Origin of the sequence: Streptomyces sp. NBC_01320 (assembly GCF_035974375.1) — a bacterium.
GTDB classification, from domain to species: Bacteria; Actinomycetota; Actinomycetes; order Streptomycetales; family Streptomycetaceae; genus Streptomyces; species Streptomyces yanii.
Window position 1 is genome coordinate 1,841,433 of record NZ_CP108390.1, and the last position, 21,401, is coordinate 1,862,833.

General features: G+C 69.5%; 19 protein-coding genes and 4 pseudogenes. 12 read left to right on the top strand and 11 right to left on the bottom strand.

Annotated features, from left to right (window positions below):
- Nucleotides 1-25: 25 nt before the first annotated feature.
- Nucleotides 26-1,291, top strand: a complete 1,266-nt coding sequence (locus OG395_RS08880) for a M20 family metallopeptidase (RefSeq protein ID WP_327242389.1) — start codon at nt 26-28, stop codon at nt 1,289-1,291.
- Between the two features lie 98 nt (nt 1,292-1,389).
- On the opposite strand, the pseudogene OG395_RS58215 reads toward OG395_RS08880, so the two are convergent.
- Nucleotides 1,390-1,644 (bottom strand): annotated as a pseudogene (locus OG395_RS58215) (IS256 family transposase); the annotation flags it as partial.
- On the opposite strand from OG395_RS58215, the pseudogene OG395_RS58220 reads away from it, so the two are divergent.
- Together OG395_RS58220 and OG395_RS08890 are read left to right on the top strand one after the other, a co-directional pair.
- Nucleotides 1,631-1,888, top strand: a pseudogene (locus OG395_RS58220) (helix-turn-helix domain-containing protein); the annotation flags it as partial. The pseudogenes OG395_RS58215 and OG395_RS58220 sit on opposite strands and share 14 nt — an antisense overlap.
- A 250-nt stretch (nt 1,889-2,138) precedes the next feature.
- Nucleotides 2,139-3,980 carry a serine/threonine-protein kinase gene (locus OG395_RS08890; protein WP_327242390.1) on the top strand — a complete coding sequence of 614 codons (1,842 nt, stop codon included), beginning with the start codon at nt 2,139-2,141 and terminating at the stop codon, nt 3,978-3,980.
- Between the two features lie 218 nt (nt 3,981-4,198).
- Here the strand turns inward: OG395_RS08890 and OG395_RS08895 are convergent, their stop codons facing one another.
- Both OG395_RS08895 and OG395_RS08900 read right to left on the bottom strand, forming a co-directional pair.
- The gene (locus OG395_RS08895) at nt 4,199-4,810 is read right to left on the bottom strand and encodes a sugar O-acetyltransferase (RefSeq protein ID WP_327242391.1); all 612 of its coding nucleotides are present in this window, start codon (nt 4,808-4,810) and stop codon (nt 4,199-4,201) included.
- A 140-nt stretch (nt 4,811-4,950) separates the two neighbouring features.
- Nucleotides 4,951-5,868, bottom strand: a complete 918-nt coding sequence (locus OG395_RS08900) for a DUF6397 family protein (protein ID WP_442818747.1) — start codon at nt 5,866-5,868, stop codon at nt 4,951-4,953.
- Between OG395_RS08900 and OG395_RS58225 the strand changes: the two genes are divergently transcribed.
- Nucleotides 5,833-5,982 carry a hypothetical protein gene (locus tag OG395_RS58225; RefSeq protein ID WP_442818748.1) on the top strand — a complete coding sequence of 50 codons (150 nt, stop codon included), beginning with the start codon at nt 5,833-5,835 and terminating at the stop codon, nt 5,980-5,982. The two genes, OG395_RS08900 and OG395_RS58225, sit on opposite strands and share 36 nt — an antisense overlap.
- 91 nt (nt 5,983-6,073) lie before the next feature.
- Here OG395_RS58225 and OG395_RS08905 read toward each other — a convergent pair whose 3' ends face one another.
- Both OG395_RS08905 and OG395_RS08910 read right to left on the bottom strand, forming a co-directional pair.
- The gene (locus OG395_RS08905) at nt 6,074-6,487 is read right to left on the bottom strand and encodes a roadblock/LC7 domain-containing protein (RefSeq protein WP_327242393.1); all 414 of its coding nucleotides are present in this window, start codon (nt 6,485-6,487) and stop codon (nt 6,074-6,076) included.
- Nucleotides 6,488-6,603: 116 nt separating this feature from the next.
- Complete coding sequence (locus tag OG395_RS08910) at nt 6,604-7,242, bottom strand: GTP-binding protein (protein ID WP_327242394.1); 639 nt, start codon at nt 7,240-7,242, stop codon at nt 6,604-6,606.
- Between the two features lie 331 nt (nt 7,243-7,573).
- On the opposite strand from OG395_RS08910, the gene OG395_RS08915 reads away from it, so the two are divergent.
- Both OG395_RS08915 and OG395_RS08920 read left to right on the top strand, forming a co-directional pair.
- A complete protein-coding gene (locus OG395_RS08915) occupies nt 7,574-7,939 on the top strand; it encodes an ArsR/SmtB family transcription factor (RefSeq protein ID WP_327242395.1) in 366 nt (121 codons plus the stop codon).
- Nucleotides 7,932-8,544: pseudogene (locus tag OG395_RS08920) on the top strand (cation-transporting P-type ATPase); the annotation flags it as partial. The gene OG395_RS08915 and the pseudogene OG395_RS08920, both read left to right, overlap by 8 nt.
- Here OG395_RS08920 and OG395_RS08925 read toward each other — a convergent pair.
- Nucleotides 8,524-9,804, bottom strand: a complete 1,281-nt coding sequence (locus OG395_RS08925; protein WP_327242396.1) for an ISL3 family transposase — start codon at nt 9,802-9,804, stop codon at nt 8,524-8,526. The pseudogene OG395_RS08920 and the gene OG395_RS08925 overlap by 21 nt on opposite strands.
- A gap of 110 nt (nt 9,805-9,914) precedes the next feature.
- Here OG395_RS08925 and OG395_RS08930 point away from each other — a divergent pair.
- From OG395_RS08930 to OG395_RS08945, 4 genes and pseudogenes are all read left to right on the top strand, one after another.
- A pseudogene (locus OG395_RS08930) lies at nt 9,915-11,926 on the top strand (HAD-IC family P-type ATPase); the annotation flags it as partial.
- On the top strand, nt 11,926-12,060 hold the full coding sequence (locus OG395_RS08935; RefSeq protein WP_327242397.1) for a hypothetical protein: 135 nt from the start codon (nt 11,926-11,928) through the stop codon (nt 12,058-12,060). The pseudogene OG395_RS08930 and the gene OG395_RS08935, both read left to right, overlap by 1 nt.
- 131 nt (nt 12,061-12,191) lie before the next feature.
- A complete protein-coding gene (locus tag OG395_RS08940; RefSeq protein ID WP_327242398.1) occupies nt 12,192-13,820 on the top strand; it encodes a transposase in 1,629 nt (542 codons plus the stop codon).
- 5 nt (nt 13,821-13,825) lie between these two features.
- Nucleotides 13,826-14,221 carry a GNAT family N-acetyltransferase gene (locus OG395_RS08945; protein WP_327242399.1) on the top strand — a complete coding sequence of 132 codons (396 nt, stop codon included), beginning with the start codon at nt 13,826-13,828 and terminating at the stop codon, nt 14,219-14,221.
- 10 nt (nt 14,222-14,231) lie between these two features.
- Here the strand turns inward: OG395_RS08945 and OG395_RS08950 are convergent, their stop codons facing one another.
- Nucleotides 14,232-15,731: an LCP family protein gene (locus tag OG395_RS08950; RefSeq protein ID WP_442818533.1), complete on the bottom strand. Its 1,500-nt coding sequence runs from the start codon at nt 15,729-15,731 to the stop codon at nt 14,232-14,234.
- Nucleotides 15,732-15,905: 174 nt separating this feature from the next.
- On the opposite strand from OG395_RS08950, the gene tatA reads away from it, so the two are divergent.
- Both tatA and OG395_RS08960 read left to right on the top strand, forming a co-directional pair.
- On the top strand, nt 15,906-16,070 hold the full coding sequence (gene tatA, locus OG395_RS08955; RefSeq protein ID WP_327242400.1) for a Sec-independent protein translocase subunit TatA: 165 nt from the start codon (nt 15,906-15,908) through the stop codon (nt 16,068-16,070).
- A 142-nt stretch (nt 16,071-16,212) separates the two neighbouring features.
- Nucleotides 16,213-16,788: a TerD family protein gene (locus tag OG395_RS08960; RefSeq protein WP_266977885.1), complete on the top strand. Its 576-nt coding sequence runs from the start codon at nt 16,213-16,215 to the stop codon at nt 16,786-16,788.
- A 31-nt stretch (nt 16,789-16,819) separates the two neighbouring features.
- Here OG395_RS08960 and OG395_RS08965 read toward each other — a convergent pair whose 3' ends face one another.
- Genes OG395_RS08965 through OG395_RS08980 form a run of 4 tightly spaced genes read right to left on the bottom strand, consistent with a single transcriptional unit; the run spans nt 16,820 to nt 21,308 of the window.
- The gene (locus OG395_RS08965; protein WP_327242401.1) at nt 16,820-17,254 is read right to left on the bottom strand and encodes a DUF742 domain-containing protein; all 435 of its coding nucleotides are present in this window, start codon (nt 17,252-17,254) and stop codon (nt 16,820-16,822) included.
- A 22-nt stretch (nt 17,255-17,276) separates the two neighbouring features.
- The gene (locus OG395_RS08970) at nt 17,277-17,714 is read right to left on the bottom strand and encodes a roadblock/LC7 domain-containing protein (RefSeq protein ID WP_327242402.1); all 438 of its coding nucleotides are present in this window, start codon (nt 17,712-17,714) and stop codon (nt 17,277-17,279) included.
- Nucleotides 17,711-20,386, bottom strand: coding sequence for a sensor histidine kinase (locus OG395_RS08975; protein ID WP_327242403.1), 2,676 nt, complete (start codon nt 20,384-20,386; stop codon nt 17,711-17,713). The genes OG395_RS08970 and OG395_RS08975 overlap by 4 nt, the downstream gene beginning before the upstream one ends.
- A 58-nt stretch (nt 20,387-20,444) precedes the next feature.
- The gene (locus OG395_RS08980; protein WP_327242404.1) at nt 20,445-21,308 is read right to left on the bottom strand and encodes an MHYT domain-containing protein; all 864 of its coding nucleotides are present in this window, start codon (nt 21,306-21,308) and stop codon (nt 20,445-20,447) included.
- Nucleotides 21,309-21,401: the final 93 nt, after the last annotated feature.

Genomic DNA, 21,401 nt, shown 5'->3' on the forward strand with positions numbered 1-21,401 from the left:
GCCTACACCGGAGGTGATGAAACCCATGGACAGCAGCGTAACGACCGTTCTTGCTGGTCTGGACGGCATCCGGACAAGCGTGGAAGATCTCTACAAAGACCTCCACGCCCACCCGGAGCTCGGACTGCAGGAGCACCGCACGGCAGGGAAGGTCGCCCAGGCCCTGCGCGGATTCGGCTACGACGTGACCGAAGGCATCGGCACGACCGGTGTCATCGGCGTGCTCACGCGGGGAAGCGGCCCGACCGTGATGCTTCGCGCGGACATGGATGCGCTGCCGGTGAAGGAGGACACCGGGCTGCCGTATGCGTCCACGGTCACCGCCACCGATCGTGACGGCGTTGAGCAGCCGGTCATGCACGCCTGCGGCCATGACATGCACGTGGCTTGTCTGGTCGGCTTCGCGCAGCTCATGGCACGGGCCACCGACGCTTGGCAGGGCACCGTGGTGGTGCTGTTCCAGCCCTCGGAGGAGAACGGCGACGGTGCCCAGGCCATGATCGACGACGGCCTGACCAGCAAGGCACCCCAACCGGACGTTGTGCTGGCGCAGCACGTCCTGCCCTACCCAGCCGGCTACGTCGGAACCCGCGCCGGGCAGTTCCTGTCGGCTGCCGACAGCCTGCGCGTCACCTTGCATGGGCGCGGTGCCCACGGCTCGGCGCCGCAGGCCGCTGTCGACCCAGTGATCATGGCGGCCATGAGCGTCATCCGCCTGCAAACGGTGGTCTCCCGCGAGCTGTCAGCCACCACCCCTGCCGTACTCACCGTCGGCAGCATTCAGTCAGGAACTGGGCCGAACGTCATCCCCGACCGCGCGGTGCTCCAGCTCAACGTGCGTACCTATGACACCGCCGTCCGCAAGCAAGTGCTTGCCGCGATCGAACGGATCGTGCGGGCGGAGGCCCAAGGCGCCAACGCCCCCAAGGAACCGGAGTTCGAACGCCTGTCCGCGTTCCCGCCCACGATCAACGACCAAGAGGCCACCGATACCGTCGCTCGCGCCTTCGCCGCATGCTTCGGCGACGACGCGCACACAGCCGAACTACAAACGGCCAGCGAGGACATGAGCGTGATTCCCAACGCCTTCGGCGCCCCGTTCACCTACTGGTGCATCGGCGGCATCGCCCCCGATCTTTACGCCACCGCTCAGAAGAAAGGCACCATCTCCCAGGACATCCCGGTCAACCACAGCCCCACCTTCGCCCCGGTAATGCAACCCACCCTCGACACCGGCGTCAAGGCGCTCACCGCCTCCGCCCTCGCGTGGCTGGCCCCCTCCAGTAGATGAGTGAGTCCAAGGGGTCGGCTGCGGAGATGGCGCCAGGGCGCCCGAGGTCAGTGTGTGACGACCAACATGGACACCCTGGATTTCTGCCAAACGAACGGCTGGGAATTGCCGCCGTTCTTCCCTGCGGGATCGTGTTCGTCATGGCCGAAGTGGTCGGTGCTCTCACCTCAAGGGCCAACTCCAGGAGCCGCTTTTTCAGCTGCTGGGGCGGCCCGCCCTCGCCGGTCAGCTGCACGCCCTCGGCCTGTGCCCAGCCCACCAGCTCGTCAATCAGCCCGTCGTCCACAAACTTCGACGGCACCCGCCTCAGACGGCTCGACGGTCTCGACCTCGGTCCCGTTGTCGCTTGTCATCGACGCATCTTCCGTGATCGGGAGTTACACCGAACGTTTACAGTCCGGCTCAACTGCGCAGCCCAGCTATGAGGCGTGCTACGGGCGCACGATGATGCTGCTGGCTTTGGCCAGCGGCAACCGGGCGCTGGTGATCGTGCAGCTGGTGCAGGCCGACGAGGACACAGTGCGGGATGTGATCCACCGGTTCAACGAGATTGGCCTGGCCTGCCTGAACCCTCGGTGGGCGGGAGGTCGTCCCCGCCTACGGGCCGGTCGGCGACCAGGCCAGGTTCGGCAGCGAGGAGGTCCAGCAGGGGCTCGCGCTCGTCGGCCTCGGCCCCGGTCAGGGCGAAGGTCTGCTCCTCCGACGGGCGTCACCTCTACCGCATCGACTCGCCCCACCTCTTTGATATGGCGGTCTCCTGACGGCCTTGCGGCCGACCCTGGGACGGGACGCGAGGGCCCCGTGATGCAATGGGGGTCACACAGCGGATCACGGGGTGGAGTGGGGCGTGTTGAGAAACGGTGGGCCGCGCGCGGGGAGTTTCCCGCCGCTGGAGGACGGCGATCCGCGGGTCGTGGGAGGCTACCCGCTGGTGGCGCGGCTCGGGTCCGGCGGCATGGGGCGTGTCTATCTCTCGCACACACCGGGCGGGCGGGCCGTCGCGGTCAAGGTGATCCGTCCGGAGCTGGCCGAGAGCGCCGAGTTCCGGAAGCGGTTCCGGGCCGAGGTGGCGGCAGCCAGCCGGGTGCACGGGCTCTACACGGCTCCGGTCGTGGACAGCGACACCGAGGGTGCCATGCCGTGGTGTGCCACCGCCTATGTGCCGGGGCCGTCCCTCGCCGATGCGGTGCGTGACCACGGGCCGCTGCCCGTTGACACCGTGCTGCGACTGATCGCCGGTGTCGCGGAGGCACTGCAGGCGGTGCACCGCGAGGGCATCGTGCACCGGGACCTGAAGCCGTCGAACGTGCTGCTCGCCTCGGACGGGCCGCGCGTCATCGACTTCGGTGTCGCGCGGGCTGCAGATGCCACTTCGGTGACGCAGAGCGGTACAGCCCTCGGCACGGTCGCCTACATGGCGCCGGAGCAGGTGCTCGGCGGGCAGGCCGCCGCTTCGGCCGATGTGTTCGCGCTGGGGCAGACCGCCGTGTTCGCAGCGACGGGCGGTGCCGCCTTCGGGGACGGGGAACCGCACGCGGTGCTCTACCGGGTGGTGCACGAGGAACCCGACTTGAGCCACGTTCCGGCGGAGATACGGGAATTGGTGGCACGGTGTCTGCGCAAGCCCGCCGCCGAGCGGCCTTCCGTCGAGGAGGTCATAGGCTCGGTTCAAACGATCCGGGCGAATCGCGGCAACGATGTGCGGTTCACGCCCGGGGCCTGGCTGCCGGGTGAGTTGGCGGCGGGGATCACGGCTCGGGCCGAAGGGGCCGACCGGGCCAGGGCGGAGGCGGATCCGAGCGCTCACAGCCCCGGTGGTTTCGCGCTCGCGACGGGTTACACCCCCACCGAGCCGTCCCATGCCGTCCAGCCCGGGCCGTTTGTGATGGGGTCTCAGGCAGTGCCGGGCGCGTACGCTCCGCCTCCCGGTCCGCCACAGAATCCGGCCGGTGCGGCGACCTCCTCGGTGGCCACGAACGGCAAGGGCCGCAAGGCCCGGGCCTGGATGCTGTCGGTGGCCGCCGTCGTACTCGTCGCCTGTGGGGCGACCGCCGCGCTGCTGCTCGTCCCGGGCGACGGCGACAAGAACGACAACGGGGCGCAGGAGGCGGCCGCGTCGCAGTCGGCTCCGGCCGCCGAGGCGTCGCCGTCGACGTCCGGCTCCCCTACCGCCGACGCCTCGAAGAAGCCCAAACCCACCAAGTCCGCGCTGCAGCCCGGCCCTTCGGGGCTCGCGACGCCCACACGGGCCGCGACCTCGGCTCCCGCGACCGCCGCGTCCAGCAAGCCCGCGGCCCCGAAGGCTCCTGCCTCGGCGACGTACTCCGGGATCCGGATGACGGCGAGCCACGACTTGTATCTGGCGGACACCCCAGTGCGGTCCAAGGCGGATTCCGGGAGTGCGGACGAGGATCTCACCTATGCCGTCTACACCTCGGGTGCGGTCCTCGCCCCGGGCACCACCTCCGGCACCTCCCTTGCTCTGCTGCCCGTCGGTCGGCAGGGGAGCCTGGTGGCGTGCAAGGCGGCGACCGGCTACAAGAGCTACATCTGGGTCAAGGACCTCACCGTGGGTCAGCACATGTGCGTCATCAGCGGGACGGGGCACGTGGGGCTCGTGACATATCGGGGCTCGTCGGGGACTACGTACGCCAACTTGGACGTGACGGTGTGGCGTAATGCGGCCTGACTTGATCTTTGGCCTCGGAGGCCGAACGGCTACTCGTACTTGATCACTCGGACTGGTAACTGTCTTACTCGAGAGCAGCCTTCGGCTGAGTATGTGATCCGACCGAGGAACACACAAGCTCAGCCCGAAAGCCGCCAGAGGGCGGGCCAGTCCTCGACAACGGCTTCCCTGATCAGCATGGGACCGAGATGCTGGTACGGGCGTCCCTGCGCGAGCCGTTATCCCTCGGGCCCCGCAGCCACTCCTCCTTCTCCCTCCGCCGCTCCCTCACCCCGTGCGAGAGAACGGATGACTCGGGCCGGATTTCCCACCGCCAGGACGCCGGACGGAAGGTCCTTGGTGACGACGGATCCTGCACCGACAACAGTGTCCGCCCCGATGGTCACGCCGGGACACACGATCACGCCCCCACCGAGCCAGACGTTGTCCCCGATCGTCACGGGGTCCGCCTTCTCCCAGCCTGCTCTGCGGCGCTCCGTGTCCAGTTCATGGCTGGGGGTCAGCAGCTGCACGTTCGGCCCGATCTGCACGTCTGCGCCGATCGTGATGGGCGCGGCATCGAGGAAGACCGCTCCGAAGTTGATGAACGTACGCGGTCCGATGGTGATGAACGAACCGTAGTCGCAGTGGAACGGTGCCCGGATGGTGACCCCCTCACCCACCGAGCCGAGCAGCTCCTCAAGGATCTTCCGTCGTCCGGCGGGAGTTGCCCGCGCTGCGGCGTCGAACGCCTCGCAGAGTTCGATACGCCGCTCGGTGTCCGTCCTCAGTTCCGGGTCGTCCGCGATGTACCAGTCGCCAGCCAGCATCCGCTGCTTGTTCTCCGCCATGGCCCTCCTCGCGTGTTCCTCGTCCGTCTGCGTGATCCGCGTCCGCCCACTCGTTCAACGGGCTTCGCCCGAGCTTCGTTCCTCGCCTCCCCTGCGCAGGGCGTCGCGCCGCCGCAGGCCAAGCCGGGCGAGCAGTCCGGCTACCTGGACAGGGCCGGAATCGCGCACGGAGGAGGGGCGGGGATAGAGACAGGGCCGGGGACCGAGCAGTCCGGATCGGGTCGCCGGTCGTCCCCCGGATGGGGTGCTGGACGGGTCTCGCGCGCGCTGTCCAGCTCCAGGACGAGATTGACCCGGCGCCAAAGGATCTCGTCCGGGTCGTCGGCGCGCATCAGGTGCGTCATGGTGTCTCGAGCGGCGACGGATCCGGGTGGCCCGAAGACCGGACCGGGCTGGACCCTCCTGAGGTACGCACGCTCGTACGGATCGTCGACCACTTCTGCTAGCTGCACCGGATCCAGCGCGCAGGCAAGCACCGCAGCCCGCGCCCAGGGATCCTCCGTGCGGCTCAGCAGGCGCTCGATCCGGTGCGAGCGCCAGTTGCGCGTCCGCCAGTCGGTTCCTGCGTCCAGCCATGTCCGCATCCAGGCCGGGCTGTTCCCGGTCAGCAGCTGTGGCGCCACGGCCGCGAACCCGACGAGCTCCTGGGCGAGATAGAGCCAGACAATCGCCCGGTACCGGTTGAGGTGGAACGCGACAGGCGTGATGCAGCCGACCCTGGCCAGCCTGGTGAAGCGGACCGGACTGATGCCGAGCAGCCGCGCGCCTTCCGCTGTCCCCACCATCCGCACCCGTTCTCGCAGTGTGTCCGGGAACCCGTCCCCCGACCGCAGCCGGTCGATCTCCTCCCGACTCACCCTGGGCCTGCCACCAGCTCCCTCCGCGGCGATCCGCACGATGCTCAGGTGGACGGCAAGCTCGAATTCCCCGCGCTTCAGCTTCAGCTCCTGCGCCGCCCTTCCTGCGGCCACCGTCGCGCCGACTTCCGTCGCGCCGACTTCTGTCGGATCAGCCTTCGCCGGATCGACCTTCGTCGCGTCGATGTCCGTCGGGTCGATGTCCGTCGGGTCGTTCTGCGAGTGCCGGGATCCTGCGTGCGGTGCTGCGGCGCGCGTCGCATCCGTCATGGCCATGGCCGTACTCCCCCGTGTAGCTACGGTGACTCTGTGTGATCACCGTAACCGAGCAGAAAGCCTTTCGCCCGGCCTGTGGACAACTCCCACGGCCCGGGCGAAAGGTGCAGTCGAGAGGGGATCCGAACCGTCAGAGCCGGTTGACTTCTCCGCTGCCCCCCTGACGCGCAGTGACCCCCAGGTGCTCTCCGACCCTGTTCACGAGCAGCGTCATCTCGTAGGCGACCTGACCGACGTCCGCCTCGGCCGCGGTCAGCACGCAGAGGCAACTCCCCTCCCCGGCGGCTGTCACGAAGAGAAGCGCCTCGTCGAACTCCACCATCGTCTGCCTGGCTCTTCCTGCCCGGAAGTGCCGCCCCGAGCCTCGCGCGAGGCTGTGCAGCCCCGACGAGACCGCGGCGAGATGCTCCGCGTCCTCACGTGCCAGGCCCGTGCTCGCCCCCGTCACCAGGCCGTCGTTCGACAACACCAGCGCGTGCTGTATGTGCTCGACCCGGCCGGTGAGATCGTCGAGGAGCCAGTCAAGTCCCCTGTCCAGCGCCATTTCCCCGCTCCTCCCCGCTCATGCGTTCCCCGTGCCCCACGTTGCGCGTAAGCCTCGCGCACAGCGCACGTCGGGGCAACCGCCCCTCCGTTTCGGGCTCTTCGTCCGGACAGGGGTCAGCCGACCGAGTCGAGGAGCCGGGCCGTGTGCATACGGCCCGCGTACTCCACCATGCGGATGAGGACTTCCTTGCCGGAGTCGCGGTCGCGCGCATCGCACAGCACGACGGGTGCGCCCCGGTCCAGGTCGAGGGCACGGGAGACCTCACGCTCGCCGTAGGCGCGGGCGCCCGCGAAACAGTTGACGGCCACAACAAACGGGATCCGGCGGTGTTCGAAGTAGTCAACAGCCGGGAAGCAGTCCTCCAGCCGCCGGGTGTCCGCGAGGACCACCGCTCCGAGTGCCCCCTGGGAGAGCTCGTCCCAGAGGAACCAGAAGCGGTCCTGTCCCGGTGTGCCGAACAGATAGAGCGAGAGACCGGACCGGATGGTGATACGTCCGAAGTCCATGGCAACGGTCGTGGTGGTCTTCTGATCCACTCCGTCGGTGTCATCGACCGACTGTCCGGCCTCGCTGAGGAGTTCTTCCGTCCGCAGTGGCCGGATCTCGCTCACCGCACCGACCAGAGTCGTCTTGCCGACTCCGAATCCGCCGGCGACCAATATCTTCAATGCGAGCGCGTCGGTCTCCACGGCCTCTCCGGCCGTTCCCTCGAAGGTCTCCCCGCCCGTTCTGCCAGCGTGCTCGGAAGGCATCGATCACTTCTCTCACCCGTGAGCCTCAAGACGTAAAAACGCAGTTCAGAGCTGTCTTGACGGGCTCGGTTCGGTATCTGTGGGCAGCAGTACGGTGGACAGCATGGCAAGCAGCCGTCCGCCCCGAGCGACGTGATCGGTTTTTGACCTTAGTGGCCGAACAGGGATCGTTCGATGTCTGCATGAGGTCACTATTCGAGCCGAATTCGAACCAGGTTCGAGCCGGAACCGATCCAGGGGGCCGAGGCCTCGATCCTGGGGCCGACCGCGACTGCCGCCTACACTGTCGCTTCGTGGCGCGGGAACGGTCCGGGCGGACAGGAGAGCAAGAGTGTCGACAGGTGCCGGCGGCAACTTCGTGGATCCGCCCGCGGAGGTACTGGCGGAGGCCGCCGCCGCCTTCGGTCTGCTGGCGACGCCTGCGCGCCTGCACATCGTATGGGCGCTGTCCCAGGGCGAGAGCGATGTGACCGGTCTGGCGGAGCGGGTGGGCGGGACGCTGCCCTCGGTCAGCCAGCATCTGACAAAGCTGAAGCTCGCTGGTCTCGTACGCTCGCGGCGCGAAGGCCGCCGCCAGGTGTATCTGGTCGACGACCCTGATGTGGTGACGGTGGTGCGGCTGATGGTCGGCCAGCTCGCTGCACGCGCCGGGCACGCTCCTGCGCAGCCCGTACGCCTCCGTGAGCTCGGTGCCTGAGAGCGGCGCCGTCGCGGGGCCCGGCCACAGCGATCTCGTCGGCTCTCCCCCATCCGCCGCCGTACCGATAGCAAGCACGGCGGCCGGCCCGACCGCCTCCACCGGCCCGACGGCGGCAGGGCCGGACGGGGCCTCGCTGACTTCGTTGCAGGTGCTGCGTTCTCTGGACAGCGGACCGCCCGGACTTCTGGAGACACAGGCGGAGGAACGACTCGGGCGGCTCGGCGACAACACTCTTCCGGCCTGGCGTCCGGTCTCCTGGCCGCAGCGCTTCGTCCGCAGCCTGCGGGACCCGTTCACCTCGGTTCTACTCTGTCTGGGTCTGGTCTCCGCCGCGGTCAGCGCGTGGGGCACCGCATCCGTGACTCTGGTGCTCGTGGCGGTCACTTGTCTGTTGCGCTCCACGGAGGAACACCGGGGCGAGGGCGGCGCTGCGGGAGCTGGTGGCGACGACCACGACCGTACTGCGCCGCACCGATCCGGAGGCGGCGCCGTCGGCCCGTGAGCTGCCGGTCGCGGAGCTGGTGCCGGGCGATGTCATCCGGCTCGGCCCGGAAAATCGGCTCTCCTGTCGGATCCGTGGGTTATCGGCTTGGGAGTTGACGGCCTGGTAGGTGGGGGCGGTGGCCGCCGAGGCTGAGCATGGCGAGGGCGGTGAGGGCTTGGGGGTTCTTGAAGCCGAAGGCGATGCGGGTGATGAGGCGGATTTTGGTGTTCATGCTCTCGACGAGGCCGTTGGACAGGCCGTGCTCGGCGGCGGCTGTGATGGCGTCCCAGTGTTTGACGATGGACCTCTGCAGGTCGACGAAGGCGTCGAGTCGGCAGCGGCGGGCCCAGAGCACCCAGTCCCACAGGGCTTCGGGAGTGTGGGGGCCGGCTTTCAGGGCGAGGCGGAGTCCTTCCTTCAGCAGGTAGGCGCGGTGGAGGACGGGGTGGGCCCTGGCGATGAACTCCAGCTGGGCCCGTTGGTGGACGGTGAGGTCTTCAGGGTTTTTCCAGAGCGCGAAGCGGGCCTTCTTCAGCGACTTCGACCCCTTGGTGGTCCGGCCCTTGCCCTTGCGTTCGGTGTTCCAGACCTCGCGGCGTACGACGTCCAGCGCGTCGGTGGCCCACTTCACCGTGTGGAAGGGGTCCATCACCCGCACCGCGTTCGGGCAGTGCGCGGAGACCGGGCCGGCGACCCAGTCCGCCGCATCGGCCGAAACGTGCGTGATCTTCGCGGAGCGTTCGGGTCCCAGCAGGTCGAAGAACTTGTTCAAGGTGGCCTTGTCCCGGCCGGGTTCGGCCCACAGCAGACGCCCGGAATCGTGGTCGACGACGACGGTGAGGTACTTGTGGCGCTTCTTGTAACTGATCTCGTCGATCCCGATCCGACGGAGCCCGGCCAGCCGGTCGGTCTGCGCCTCGGCATCCGCCCAGACCCGGGCAACGATGGAGCCGACCGTGCGCCACCCAATCCGCATCAGCTGCGTGACGGCCGTCTTGGAACAGCAGGTCGCCAGCCAGGCGACCTGCGCGTCGAAAGCCAGGGTGTGACCGGCGCCGTGCCGGGCCCAGGGCACCCCAGCCACCGTCACCCCGTGCACCGGACACGACACCCGGGGCGCGTCGGCCTCGATGAAAGCCGTGAGCACGCCGATGTCCAGGGCCCGCCAGCGACGCCGCCCCTCACCGGCGTCGTACTTCGCCGCCCTGCGCCCACAGATCCCGCACCTCTGCCGCCGCCCCTTGACCGGACGGGCATGGACAACGATCACCACACTGCCGTCGGCATCCTCGCCGGAGCCTTCCTCTTCGGCCTCGACCTGCTCGATCACCGTCTTTTCGACATCGAGCAGCCGAGTCCATATCCTTGGACTTCGCACGCCGTATCCAGGTTCTTCCGTTTCGTTCCTTAAGCAGTCGAAACGTACCCCGGGTACGGCGTGTTCTGCGTATCAGCCCTGGTCAGCGACCCACGGATCCGACAGGAGAGCCGGAAAATCTCGTGCCCGCTGATCTGCGGCTGCTCCGCGCGAGCGGGCTGACCGTGCATCAGTCCGCTCTCACCGGCGAGTCCTCACCGGTCGAGAAGTATCCCGTCGACGCACCGCACCGGCCGGCCGCGCCCTCTGCCGGACCACACACCGAAACCGGAGAGGCCGGGCCGTTCGCCGAGCCCCAGTTGTGCTTTCAGGGAAGCAGTGTCGCATCCGGCAGCGGTACGGCGGTCGTGGTCGCGAGCGGTGGGAACACCCGGTTCGCCGCCGCGTACGCACGTACCCCGCGCCGTCGCGGATCGAGCGCCTTCGACCGTTCGGTTCAGGGGATCTCCTGGACGTTGGTCCGGTTCATGCTGCTCACTCCCCCGCTGGTGCTGATGGCCAACGCGGCGCTGCGCGGGCGCGGTCTGGAGACACTGCCCTTCGCCGTGGCCATGGCGGTCGGTCTGACCCCGGAGATGCTGCCGGTCATCGTCACGACGGCGCTGGCCAGGGGCGCTTCGCTGGTCGCCCGCACCAGCGGGGTGATCGTCAAGCGGCTGCCCGCGCTGCACGATCTCGGTGCGATGAAAGTGCTGTGCCTGGACAAGACGGGGACGCTGACCCAGGACCGGCCCGTCGTCGACCGGTCGGTGGACGGCGCGGGCCGACCCGACGAGCAGGTGCTTCACTGGGCAGCGGTCAACGCCCTGTGGACGCTACAGCTCGCCGATCTGCCCGCCCCCGACACGCTCGACGAGGCGGTGCTGGAAGCCGCGGCGGAGCGCAGTAGACCTGACCCGCTGTCGGCGTACGACGGTGTGGCAGCCCTGCCGTTCGATCCGGTGCGCCGCCTCGCCACCGCAGTCGTCCGCCGTCCCGGAAGGCTCGGTACTCACACCCTCGTCACCAAGGGAGCGGTGGAGGCGGTGCTCGAACAGTGCGCGCTGGACAACGGCGAGCGACACCGGCTGAGCGCCCTGGCCGCGCGCGAGGCCGCGAACGGTCTGCGGCTGCTCGCCGTGGCCCTGACCGAACGAACCGCCCGACTCGGCACGTACACACCGGCCGACGAGCGGGGGCTGACCTTCCTCGGCTTCGTCGCCCTGCGGGACGCCCTCGCGCCGACCGCTGCAGAAGCACTGCGTGTACTGGAGCATCACAGTGTCGCTGTGAAGATCCTCACCGGCGACCATCCGGGGACTGCTGCCCGTGCCTGCCACGATCTGGGCCTCGACCCGGGCGAGGTGGTGTCCGCGGACCGGATCGACGTGCTGCCCGAGGCCGAACTCGCCGCGCTCGCCGGCCGGGTCACCGTGTTCGCCCGCTGCACGCCGGAGCACAAGGCCCGGATCGTCTCGGCGCTGCGTACCACCGGACGTACCACGGGTTTCCTGGGCGACGGGGTCAACGATCTGCCCGCGCTGCACGCCGCCGATGTCGGGATCTGTCCGCGCAGCGCGGTCGACGTGGCGCGGGAGACCGCCGACGTGGTGCTCGCCGAGAAGGACCTCACCGCCATCGACGACGCGATCATCGCCGGCCGGCGCAGCGGCGGCAACATCGCCACCTACCTACGGATCACGCTGTCGTCGGCAGCCCACGGAGCTGCACCCGCGCGACTTCCTGCGCTTCATCACCGGATTCGGTCTGCTGAACGCGACTGCCGACCTGGCCACATTCGCGGTGCTCGCGCTTGCCCTGCACGGATCTGCGACGTCCGGTGGCCAGGCGGCGTTCCACTCCGGGTGGTTCACCAAGAATCTGCTCACGCAGGCTCTGGTGATGCTGCTGCTCCGGACCGGCCGGCGCACCGCCGAAGGCGACGGGGGGCGGCCCGCTGCGCGTGGCCGCGGCCGGTCTTGCGCTGGTCGGCCTCCTGCTGCCGCTCACTCCGCTCGGGCCGCTGCTGGGGATGAGCGTGCTGCCGCCGCTCTATTACCTGTTGCTCGCCACAGTGCTCGCGCTGTACGCCTTTGGGCTGAGGACGGCCCGTAACCGCTACCGGCGCGCCTGGAGAAACTGATGCCCCTGCCGCACGTCCGTGTCCACGTACGCCGCGCCACTCCCGACGATGTGCCCGCTCTGGTGCGGATGCGCGCCCTGATGCTCTCGGACATGGGGGTTGCGAGCTGCTGTCGGTTTGCTGCGCTGAAGTGAGTTGTAGCGAGCGGGAGTGAGCCCCTGTCGGCGGGTTCATGGGGGGAACGGGGGTTCTGGCGCCGAATGGGTGACCTTGGCGGCTGCTGCTCGTTGGGCTGAGTGGCAAGTGTCCGGCCTTGCCGGAGGGGGTGGGTGGATTGCGGGAGCTGGCTGCGTCCTTCGTGGCGCCTGGGCCTTGCGGGGTGTCGATCCGGGATCGTCTGGGGCACCTCACGCCCCGGGACGAGACAGTGCTGCGTGCGGTCGGTGAGCACCAGGGTGCGCTCGCTTCCCGTGATCTCAAGGCCCACTGCGCGGACGGCCACGATCACAGCGCTCAGACGTGGGCGGCGCGTAAGCGGGAGCTGACGGCGCTGTCGTCGTCGCGGATCGCCGGGGCCATCACCAAGGCCACCCACGATCAGTGGGCGCTCGCACGCCGTGGCCACGCCGCGCACATCCAGAACCTGGAGGCCGGGATCACGATGCTGCGGCACCGTCTGTCCCTCCCGGTCGGGGCGCCCGGAACGAAGCGGGCGGCGGGCGGTTACCGGTCGAAGGGCGAGTGGTTCCGCAAGTCCCGCCGCCTCGCGGCACTCAAGGCGCGGCACGCTGCTGCTGTCGCGGACTGGCAGGCCGGACGGGTCCGGGTGGTGCGGGGCGGTAGACGTCTCCTCAACACCCGCCACCACCTCACCCAGGCCCAGCTCACCGAAGACCAGTGGCGGGAGCGCTGGGAGGCGGAACGCTGGTTTATCGCTGCCGACGGTGAGTCGGGCAAACGGTTCGGGAACGAGACGATCCGCGTCACCCCGGACGGCGAAGTGTCCATCAAACTGCCTGGCCCGCTCGCGCACCTGGCCAACGCCCAGCACGGCCGGTACACCCTCACCTCCACCGTGGCGTTCGCGCACCGGGGTGCCGAGTGGGCCGACCGCATCACCGCGAACCGGGCCGTCGCCTACCGCATCCACCTCGATACGGAACGCGCACGCTGGTACCTCACCGCATCCTGGCAACGCCCCGCCGTGAAGACCATCCCGTTGGAGACCGCCCGCGCCCAGGGCATGATCGGCGTCGACACCAACGCCGACCACTTCGCCGCCTACCTTCTCGACCGGCACGGCAACCCGATCGGTGACCCGCACCGCTTCCCCTACGACCTGTCCGGTTCGGCCGGTCACCGCGACGCCCAGATCCGCCACGCCCTGACCCGCCTGATCAACTGGGCGGTGCGTGCCGGGGTCGCCGCGATCGGCATCGAAGACCTCGACTTCGCCACCGAGAAGACCCGTGAGAAACACGGCCGCAGGAAACGGTTCCGGCAGCTCATCTCCGGCATCCCGACCGGCAAGCTCCAGGCCCGACTGGTGTCGATGGCCGCCGAACACGGCCTGAGCATTGTCGCGGTCGACCCGGCCTACACCTCCCAGTGGGGTGCCCAGCACTGGCAGAAACCGCTGGCCACCCCGCACCGCACCCTGTCCCGTCACGATGCCGCAGGTATCGCGATCGGACGACGCGCCCTCGGATACCCGGTTCGGCGTCGGACGGCACCGCCCCCACACGACCGGAGTGATCGCGTGGGGCATCGGACCGTCCAGGCCAGGCCAGGCAACCGGGGGCGTGAGGGAACCCGCCCACCCACAACGGACCACGCCCCTGGAGGCGTGCCGCCGAGCGGGAAGCGAAAGCGGGAACCCAGTGCATCCAAAACCGTTCGGGATGCGCCCAGCACGCAACAGTGGGTCCGAGACTCACTTATGCCCACTGGTTAGGAACGGTGGAGACCGGTGACGCCGATGCTCCCTGGCGGGTGGCCTCGGCGCAGTGGTTCGCCGAGCGTCTGCGGCTTCCCGGCGAGTTCGCCGCGTTCCTGGTCGACGATCCGGAGCTCGGCGTCGTGGCGAGTGCGGTCGGCGGGTGCGATGCGCACGCACCCGGCCCGGCCAATCCCAGCGGGCTGCACGGGCACATCTCCAATGTGGCCACCGATCCACGGCGTCGGCGCCGCGGGCATGCGGGGGCCTGCCTGGATGCGCTGCTGACGTGGTTCCGGGAGGAGACGCCCGTCACGGTGGTCTATCTCAACGCGACTGTGGTCGGCGCGGGGCTGTACGAGTCGTTCGGCTTCGCACCGCCGCGTCACCCCGCTCTGCAGCTCCGGACGGGAGCCTGATCGCGCTCGGTCAGCCGTACGAGAGGTCCTTGCACAGGTCTTCATCGGCCGACCGCGCCCCGTCGCCGACGGTGGAAGGTTCTGCGCTGGGTGTCGGCGTGGCCTCGGCAGCGGGCGACGGATTCTCTGCGTACGAGGCCCCGAGGACCACCTGGATGCCCGGGGTGCCGGACGCCATGGTCCGTGCCCCGGCGAAGAGGCGCGCGGTGGTCTCCGCTTCGGCCTCCAGGCCCGGCCCGTACTGGATGACGGTCGACATGCGGTCCTGGTTGCTCGCGGTCGCTGTACCGGTGACGGTGAAGCCGTGGGCGCGCAGGAGTTCGGCGGCGCGGGCCGCAAGGCCGTTGACCGTGGTGCCGTTGTAGACGGCGAGGCTGATGCCCGTACCGGAGACGGGGGCAGGGGCGGCGGGCGACGGTGACGCGTCGTCCGGCCTCTTGGTGCTGCGGCCGCCCTTGCCCTGACCGCTGGCGTCCTGACCGTCGATCGTCCGGTCGGCCTTGAGTGCCTCCCAGAGAGCGTGGGCCTCCGGTTCGACGATCGCGACGCGCGCGCCCTCGTAACGCCACGGGACGGTGACGAACCGGGTGTTGCGCAGATCGATGTTCTTCATCGACATGGCGAACTTCAGCAGCCGGTCGGCTGATCCGAGTCCGGGGTCCACGGTCATCGAGTCGGTCGCCGCGTCGGCGAGCGGCAGCAGGGTGGTCGGGTTCAGTCCCTGGGACTTCACCTTCTTGATGAGAGAGCCGATGAAAGCCTGCTGCCGCTTGATCCGTCCGATGTCGGACCCGTCGCCGATGCCGTGCCGGATCCGCACGTAGTCGAGTGCCCGCTGCCCGGAGACGGTCTGCGGCCCCTTGGCGAAGACCAGTGCGCCCCGCGTGGTCCGGTTCGGGCTGAGGTCCCGCTGGTAGATGTCCTGCGGCAGGCAGACCGGTACTCCGCCGACGGCGGAGGTCAGGGCGGAGAAACCGGAGAAGTCCACGACGACGGTGTGGTCGACGCGCAGGCCGGTGAGGTGTTCCACAGTGTTCTGGGTGCATGCCGGGTTTCCCTCGGCGGTCTCCCCGACCGAGAACGCCCCGTTGAACATGACGTGGTGCTGTGGTGCGGTCCACTCTCCGCCGGGTGTCCTGCACGCCGGGATGTCGACCATGGAGTCACGGGGGATGGACACGGCGACGGCGTGCCGGTGGTCGGCGTACACATGGAGCAGGAACGCGGTGTCGGAGCGCCCCACGGTGCCCTTGCCGCCACCCAGCTTCCTGTTGGCGCCGGAGCGTGTGTCCGATCCGATGACAAGCACGTTCTGCCCGTTCGACGAGGCGGGTGGCCGGTCGCCCGAGATCCCGTCAGCGCCGAAGGTGTCGATCTGGCCGGTCAGTTTGAGGTAGCCCCAGCCGACCCCCGCGACCAGCAGGATGAGGAACGACAGCCCCGTCATGGCGGTGCGCCCGAGTCTGCTGCCCCGTCCCCCGCCCGCCGCCACCTTGCGACTGCCTGTCATTGGTCACCTCGTCCGATCGGTCCCGGCTTCCATGGAGGAAGACGTCCGGCCCCGCCCCACGGTTGTAAAGTTGCGCAACGTAGCAAGTATCGCTGCGCGAATGGATCACCAGACCTACCCACAGCGGACCGGATCCCCCAATTCCGGAAGTCCGCGAAGAAGGGCGGAACCCACATGCTGCGCAACGGCCTCGAGCCCTGGCACCTGTTGATTGTCGCGGTTGTACTGATCGTGCTGTTCGGATCGAAGAAACTGCCGGACACCGCCCGCGCCCTGGGCAAATCCCTGCGGATCCTGAAGAGTGAGGCGAAGGCGATGAAGGAGACCGACCCGCAGTGAGCCGGGGGGCGGCACGGTACGGTGCGGGCCCGCCATTTCATGGCTTGCGCAATCAGGGAACCTTGGATGAAGAACCATCGTTGACGCGGTAGCGGCGGAAGAAGCGCTGATCGATGGATCATTGGACCAACGGAGGAAGTTCATGGGTGTGACCCTGGCCAAGGGTGGCAACGTCTCCCTGTCGAAGGAGGCACCGGGGCTGACCGCAGTGACGGTCGGCCTGGGCTGGGACGTACGGACGACGACGGGCGCTGATCACGACCTGGATGCCAGTGCGCTGCTGTGCTCCGACGCCGGGAAGGTCCTCTCGGACCTGCACTTCGTTTTCTATAACAACCTCACCAGCCCGGACGGTTCGGTGCAGCACACCGGCGACAACCTGACCGGCGAGGGCGAGGGCGACGACGAGTCCATCAACGTGGACCTGGCCGGTGTACCGCTGGACGTGGCAAAGATCGTCTTTCCGGTCTCCATCCATGAGGCGCAGAGCCGTGGGCAGAGCTTCGGCCAGGTCCGCAACGCGTTCATCCGCGTGGTGAACCGGGCGAACGGCGTGGAGCTGGCCCGTTACGACCTGAGCGAGGACGCCTCCACGGAGACGGCCATGGTCTTCGGCGAGTTGTACCGGCACGGTACGGAGTGGAAGTTCCGCGCGGTGGGACAGGGGTACGCGTCGGGGCTGGCCGGTATCGCGTCCGACTACGGCGTCAATGTCTGATCTCTCGAAGCCGCGCTCCTGAGCGGCGGTTTCAGAGTGCCCGCAGTCCGTTGATCACCTCGCGGAGGATCCTCTCGTCGGGCAGCTGCGCGGGCGGTACGGGGCGACTGACCCGCACATGGCCGGCTTCGAGCAGATCTCCGAGGAGGACCCGGACGACGCCGACCGGGAGGTCGGCGTCGGCGGAGAGTTCCGCGACGGACTGGGTCTCGGAGCGGCACAATATGAGCAACGCGCGGTGTTCGGGGCCCAGCTGGGAATCCTCGGAGCTGTCCGGTGCGTGGTCGGCGGCGGAGACCAGTGCGATCAGGTCGAAGTGCACTCCGCTCGGGCCCGGTTCGGTCCGCCCGCCCGTCATGGCGTACGGGCGGACCAAGGGCCCTGCTTCGGCGTCGTACCACTGGCTGCCCGGCAGTTCGGGCGGCTCCGGGAAGCTCTCGATGAATCCGGGGCCCTCGCTGGTCATGTCCACTGCTGTCTCCGCCCTCTCAGCCGGCCGGGGACGGGGCTACGGAGAACCGCGGCGGGGTACGCAGGTGCTCGCCGACCCGTTTGACGAGCCGGGCCATCTCGTAGGCGACCAGTCCGATATCGGCGAAGGCCGTGCTCAGCACGGCGAGGCAGGAACCGTCCCCAGCGGCTGCGACGAAGAGGAAGCCGTCGTCCATCTCGACCATCGTCTGGCGGACCTCCCCGGCCTGGAAGTGCCGTCCGGCGCCCTTCGCGAGGCTGTGGAAGCCGGAGGCGACCGCGGCCAGGTGCTCGGCGTCCTCGCGGCTGAGGGCGCTGGAGGCGCCCACGGCCAGACCGTCGCTGGAGAGCACGACGGCGTGCCGGACTTCGCCGACCCGGGCCACCAGATCGTCCAGCAGCCAGTCGAGTTCGCCCGAGTGCCTGCGCATCTCGGTCCGCTCGTTCGCGATCATGCGTGGTCTCCTTCGCTAAGGGGACGGGGTTCGGTGGTGGTTCGGTGCGGCGGCGTCGTGCCTGGGGCGGCGCCGCCGCCGCGTACCCAGCCGTTGCGGTAGGCGGTCATACGGTCCCTGGCCTGTTCCGGGGTGCGCTCAGCCGGTCCGTCCATGCCGTTCCCGTCGTCGATCCGCGTCGGCTCGGGCCGGGGCTCCTCGCGCAGTTGCGGAACGAGGTGGGCCTGCCGGACCCGGCGGGGAAGTGAGCTGTCACCCTCCCCCTCGGTCTCGTGGGATTTCCGGGCTTCCCTGCTCGCGGGGGCTTCCAGGCTCTGGCTGGATTCCGCGCTCTCCCGGATCCCGTGGGTTTCGTGCTCGGCCCGGGCCTGCTCATCGCTCCGGTCCTCGACCGCTCTGCGGGAGCGTGGGCGCAGCGCGGTGACTCCGGCCGTGGGCAATGTCCGTGCCTCCAGCGCTGGCACCGGAACCGGGGCGGGGAATGCGGTCGCCGCCTGCGAACGCACCGCACGGGGGCCCGGACCGGGTCCGAACGCCACACCGTCGCTTTCCTGCTGACGCTCGACCGATGCCTTCTCCGGTACGGCCTCTTCCCCGCCCGCCGGGAGCGCGCCCTGCAGCAGCGCGGTCGGCAGCAGGACCACTGCCGTCGTTCCGCCGTACGGCGAAGTGCGCAGCTTGACCTTGATGTGGTGCCGGACCGAAAGCTTGCTGACCACGAAGAGGCCGAGCCGGTCGCTGTCGAAGAGGTCGAGTGCCTCCGCCTGCTCGATGCGCCGGTTGGCCTCGCCGAGGAGTTCGTCGCCCATGCCGAGTCCGCGGTCCTCGATCTCCAGGGCGTAGCCGTTGCCCACAGGTTCGCCGGTGATCCGGACCTTGGTGTGCGGTGGCGAGAACTGCGCCGCGTTCTCCACGAGTTCCGCGAGGAGGTGGGTGAGGTCGGCGACCGCCGTGCCCTTGACCGCGGCATCCGGCAGTTGCCGCACCTCCACCCGGGCGTAGTCCTCGATCTCGGAGACGGCCGCGCGTACGACATTCGTCAGCGGTACGGGCATTCGCCAGGCGCGTCCGGGGGCCGCACCGGACAGGATGATCAGACTCTCCGCGTGCCGCCGCATCCGGGTGGTGAGGTGATCGAGGCGGAACAGGTCGCCGAGTTCGCCGGGATCGTCCGCGCGGCGCTCCATGCTGTCGAGGAGGTTCAGCTGGCGGTGGACCAGCACCTGGCTGCGGCGGGCGAGGTTGACGAAGACCCCGGAGATGCCGTCGGCGAGTTCGGCGCGTTCGACGGCGGCGCTGAGAGCGGCCCGGTGCACAGTGCCGAGGGCCTCGCCGACCTGGCCGATCTCGTCGTGCGAGGTCGGGCCGGGCGGCGCCTCGGCCTGGATGTCGAGTTCCTCGCCCGCCCTGAGGCGCTGCATCGCACGGGGCAGTTTGCGGCGGGCGATCTCGAGGGCATTGTTGCGCAGGCTGACGAGTTCGACGACGAGCTCACGGCCGATGCGTACGGAGATCACGAGCGAGGCCGCGACGGCGACGCAGCCGAAGAGGACGGCCGCTCCGGACGGGCTGAACAGTCCGCGGGTGAGCGGGTCGGCGCGGTCCGCAGCGCGTTCTGCGGCTCCGGTGCCGATGGTGCGCCATTGGCTCCGTACGCTCGCCGCGGCCGGATCCCAGTCGGCGGCAGGCACCACCCGGGCGGCTTCCGAACCGGGTCGCGCGGTGAGCACCCTGTTCTCGGCATCCTCGATCCGGTGGTAGGCGGACCGCGCGGTGACCTTCTGCCAGGCGGCGCGTTCGGTGGGAGGGAGATCGGCGCCCGCGGTCTCGGTGAGGTTCCTGCGGGTCTCCACCGCCCCGGTGAACTGGACCAGTTGGCGGCCGTCGAGGCGCTTGGTGAGGGCGGCCGTGGCGAGCAGCGCGTCCTCGCGGGCCAGCATCTCGTCGGCGCGGGCCAGTTCGAGGAGTACGCGGGCGTCGGACCCGAGCGCGTCGTCCTGGAGTCCGGTGAGGGCGCCGGAGACGCCGAAGCCTGCGGTGACTGCCTGGGTGTACCGGTCGTACACGGCCCTCTCGTCGCGCTCCTGGCTCCCCGCACCCCCGTCCGCGCGCAGTTCGTGCGTACGGTCGAGGAACCGCTCCAGCCGGTCGGCGACGCCGGCCGGGAGGCGGCCGGCATCGGCGATGGTGTGGTCCTTGTCCAGTCGCAGCGCGGCGAGCGCGGTATCGGTGCGTTTGGTCTGCTGTTCCAGTGCCTTGGCGTGGGCGCTGCTGGGCGCGGCGGTCTGGATCAGGGCGGCTCTGCGTTCGGCCTGGAGGGCGGTGACAGCGGTGGATATCGGCGCCCGCACTTCTCCGTCCACGCGTTGCAGCTGGCGCAGCCGTGCCACGTCCTGGGCCGTGTTGACCGTGGCGAAGCCCCAGAGAGCCAGCAGCGAGACGACGGGCACCACCAGCAGCGAGATGATTTTCGCCCGTACGGTCCTGGGGCGCAGGGTCCGGCGTCCACGTGGCCCGGTCGTCTGCTGCGTCAGCAGCAGGCGTGCGTCGCGTTCGGCGCTCTCGTCGGCCGGCGGCCCCGCGTGCGCGCGGCGTCCGCGCGCCGTGGGCGCGGGACCGGGCCGGGCGGCGGTCGTCGTGCCGGGGTCCGGGGTCGTGCGTGGTGGGCGCATGGCCTCCTCGTTCCGGGTGTGGAGCTGGGCAGGGGCGAAAGGGGGCTGTGCTGTGACGTCAGGGCGTCAGGGACGGAGAGACGTCGTGGCCGCGGGAGCCGCGCCGGGGGCGGGAATCACGTCCGCGCCGAGCGGGGCGCGTCGAGGCCGCGTCGGCCGCCGGTTCCGTGGTGCGCTCGGCGGAGACGTAGGCGGCGCTCTCCCGGGCCGTCGGCGACAGAGCGACGAACGCCGAGGTCAGGAAGAGGTATGAGCCGAGGCCGACGGCGAGGGGAAAAATGAACTGCATCGTCGTGGCCCCGGGGAGTTCGCTGCGGGAGGGGGCGACACTCACGCTGACGGCCATCATTCCGGTGTAGTGCATGCTGCTGACCGCCGCGCCCATGACGAGCGAGGCGAGTGCGACCGCGCGCGATGACTTGATGTTGAGGGCTGCCCACAGAGCCGCCGTCGCGGCGACGACGGCGATGACGACGGAGAGCACGACCCGCAGGGGGTCGTAGTGGATCGTGCCGTGCAGCCGCAGCGCCGCCATGCCGAGGTAGTGCATGCTGGCCACGCCGAGGCCGGTGCCGAACCCCCCGACGGCCAGCGCCCGGGTCCGGTCGCGGCTGTAACCGACGGCGAAGACGCCGCAGCCGACCACCAGCATGGCGCCGAGCAGACTGAGCAGTGTCAGCGGCACGTTGTAGCGGATCTCGGTGCCGGTCACGCCGAAGCCGAGCATCGCGACGAAGTGCATCGTCCAGATGCCGGTGCCGAGGGCGGAGGCGGCCGTGACCAGCCAGTTGCGGCGCGAACGGCCGCTCGTGTCCAGTGCGCGCACGGTGCAGCTCAGTCCGAGCGCCGCGCCGATCGCTGCCATCACGTACGACAGTGCAGGTGTCAGCCAGCCGAAGGTGGCGTGGTCCAGGTGTCCCATGGATCGGGGACGCTAGCCGCCATGGGGGCGCGCGTTCGGGGCGCATTTCGAAAGCTGCCGGAATATGACAGAGAGATGATCCCGAACGATCGG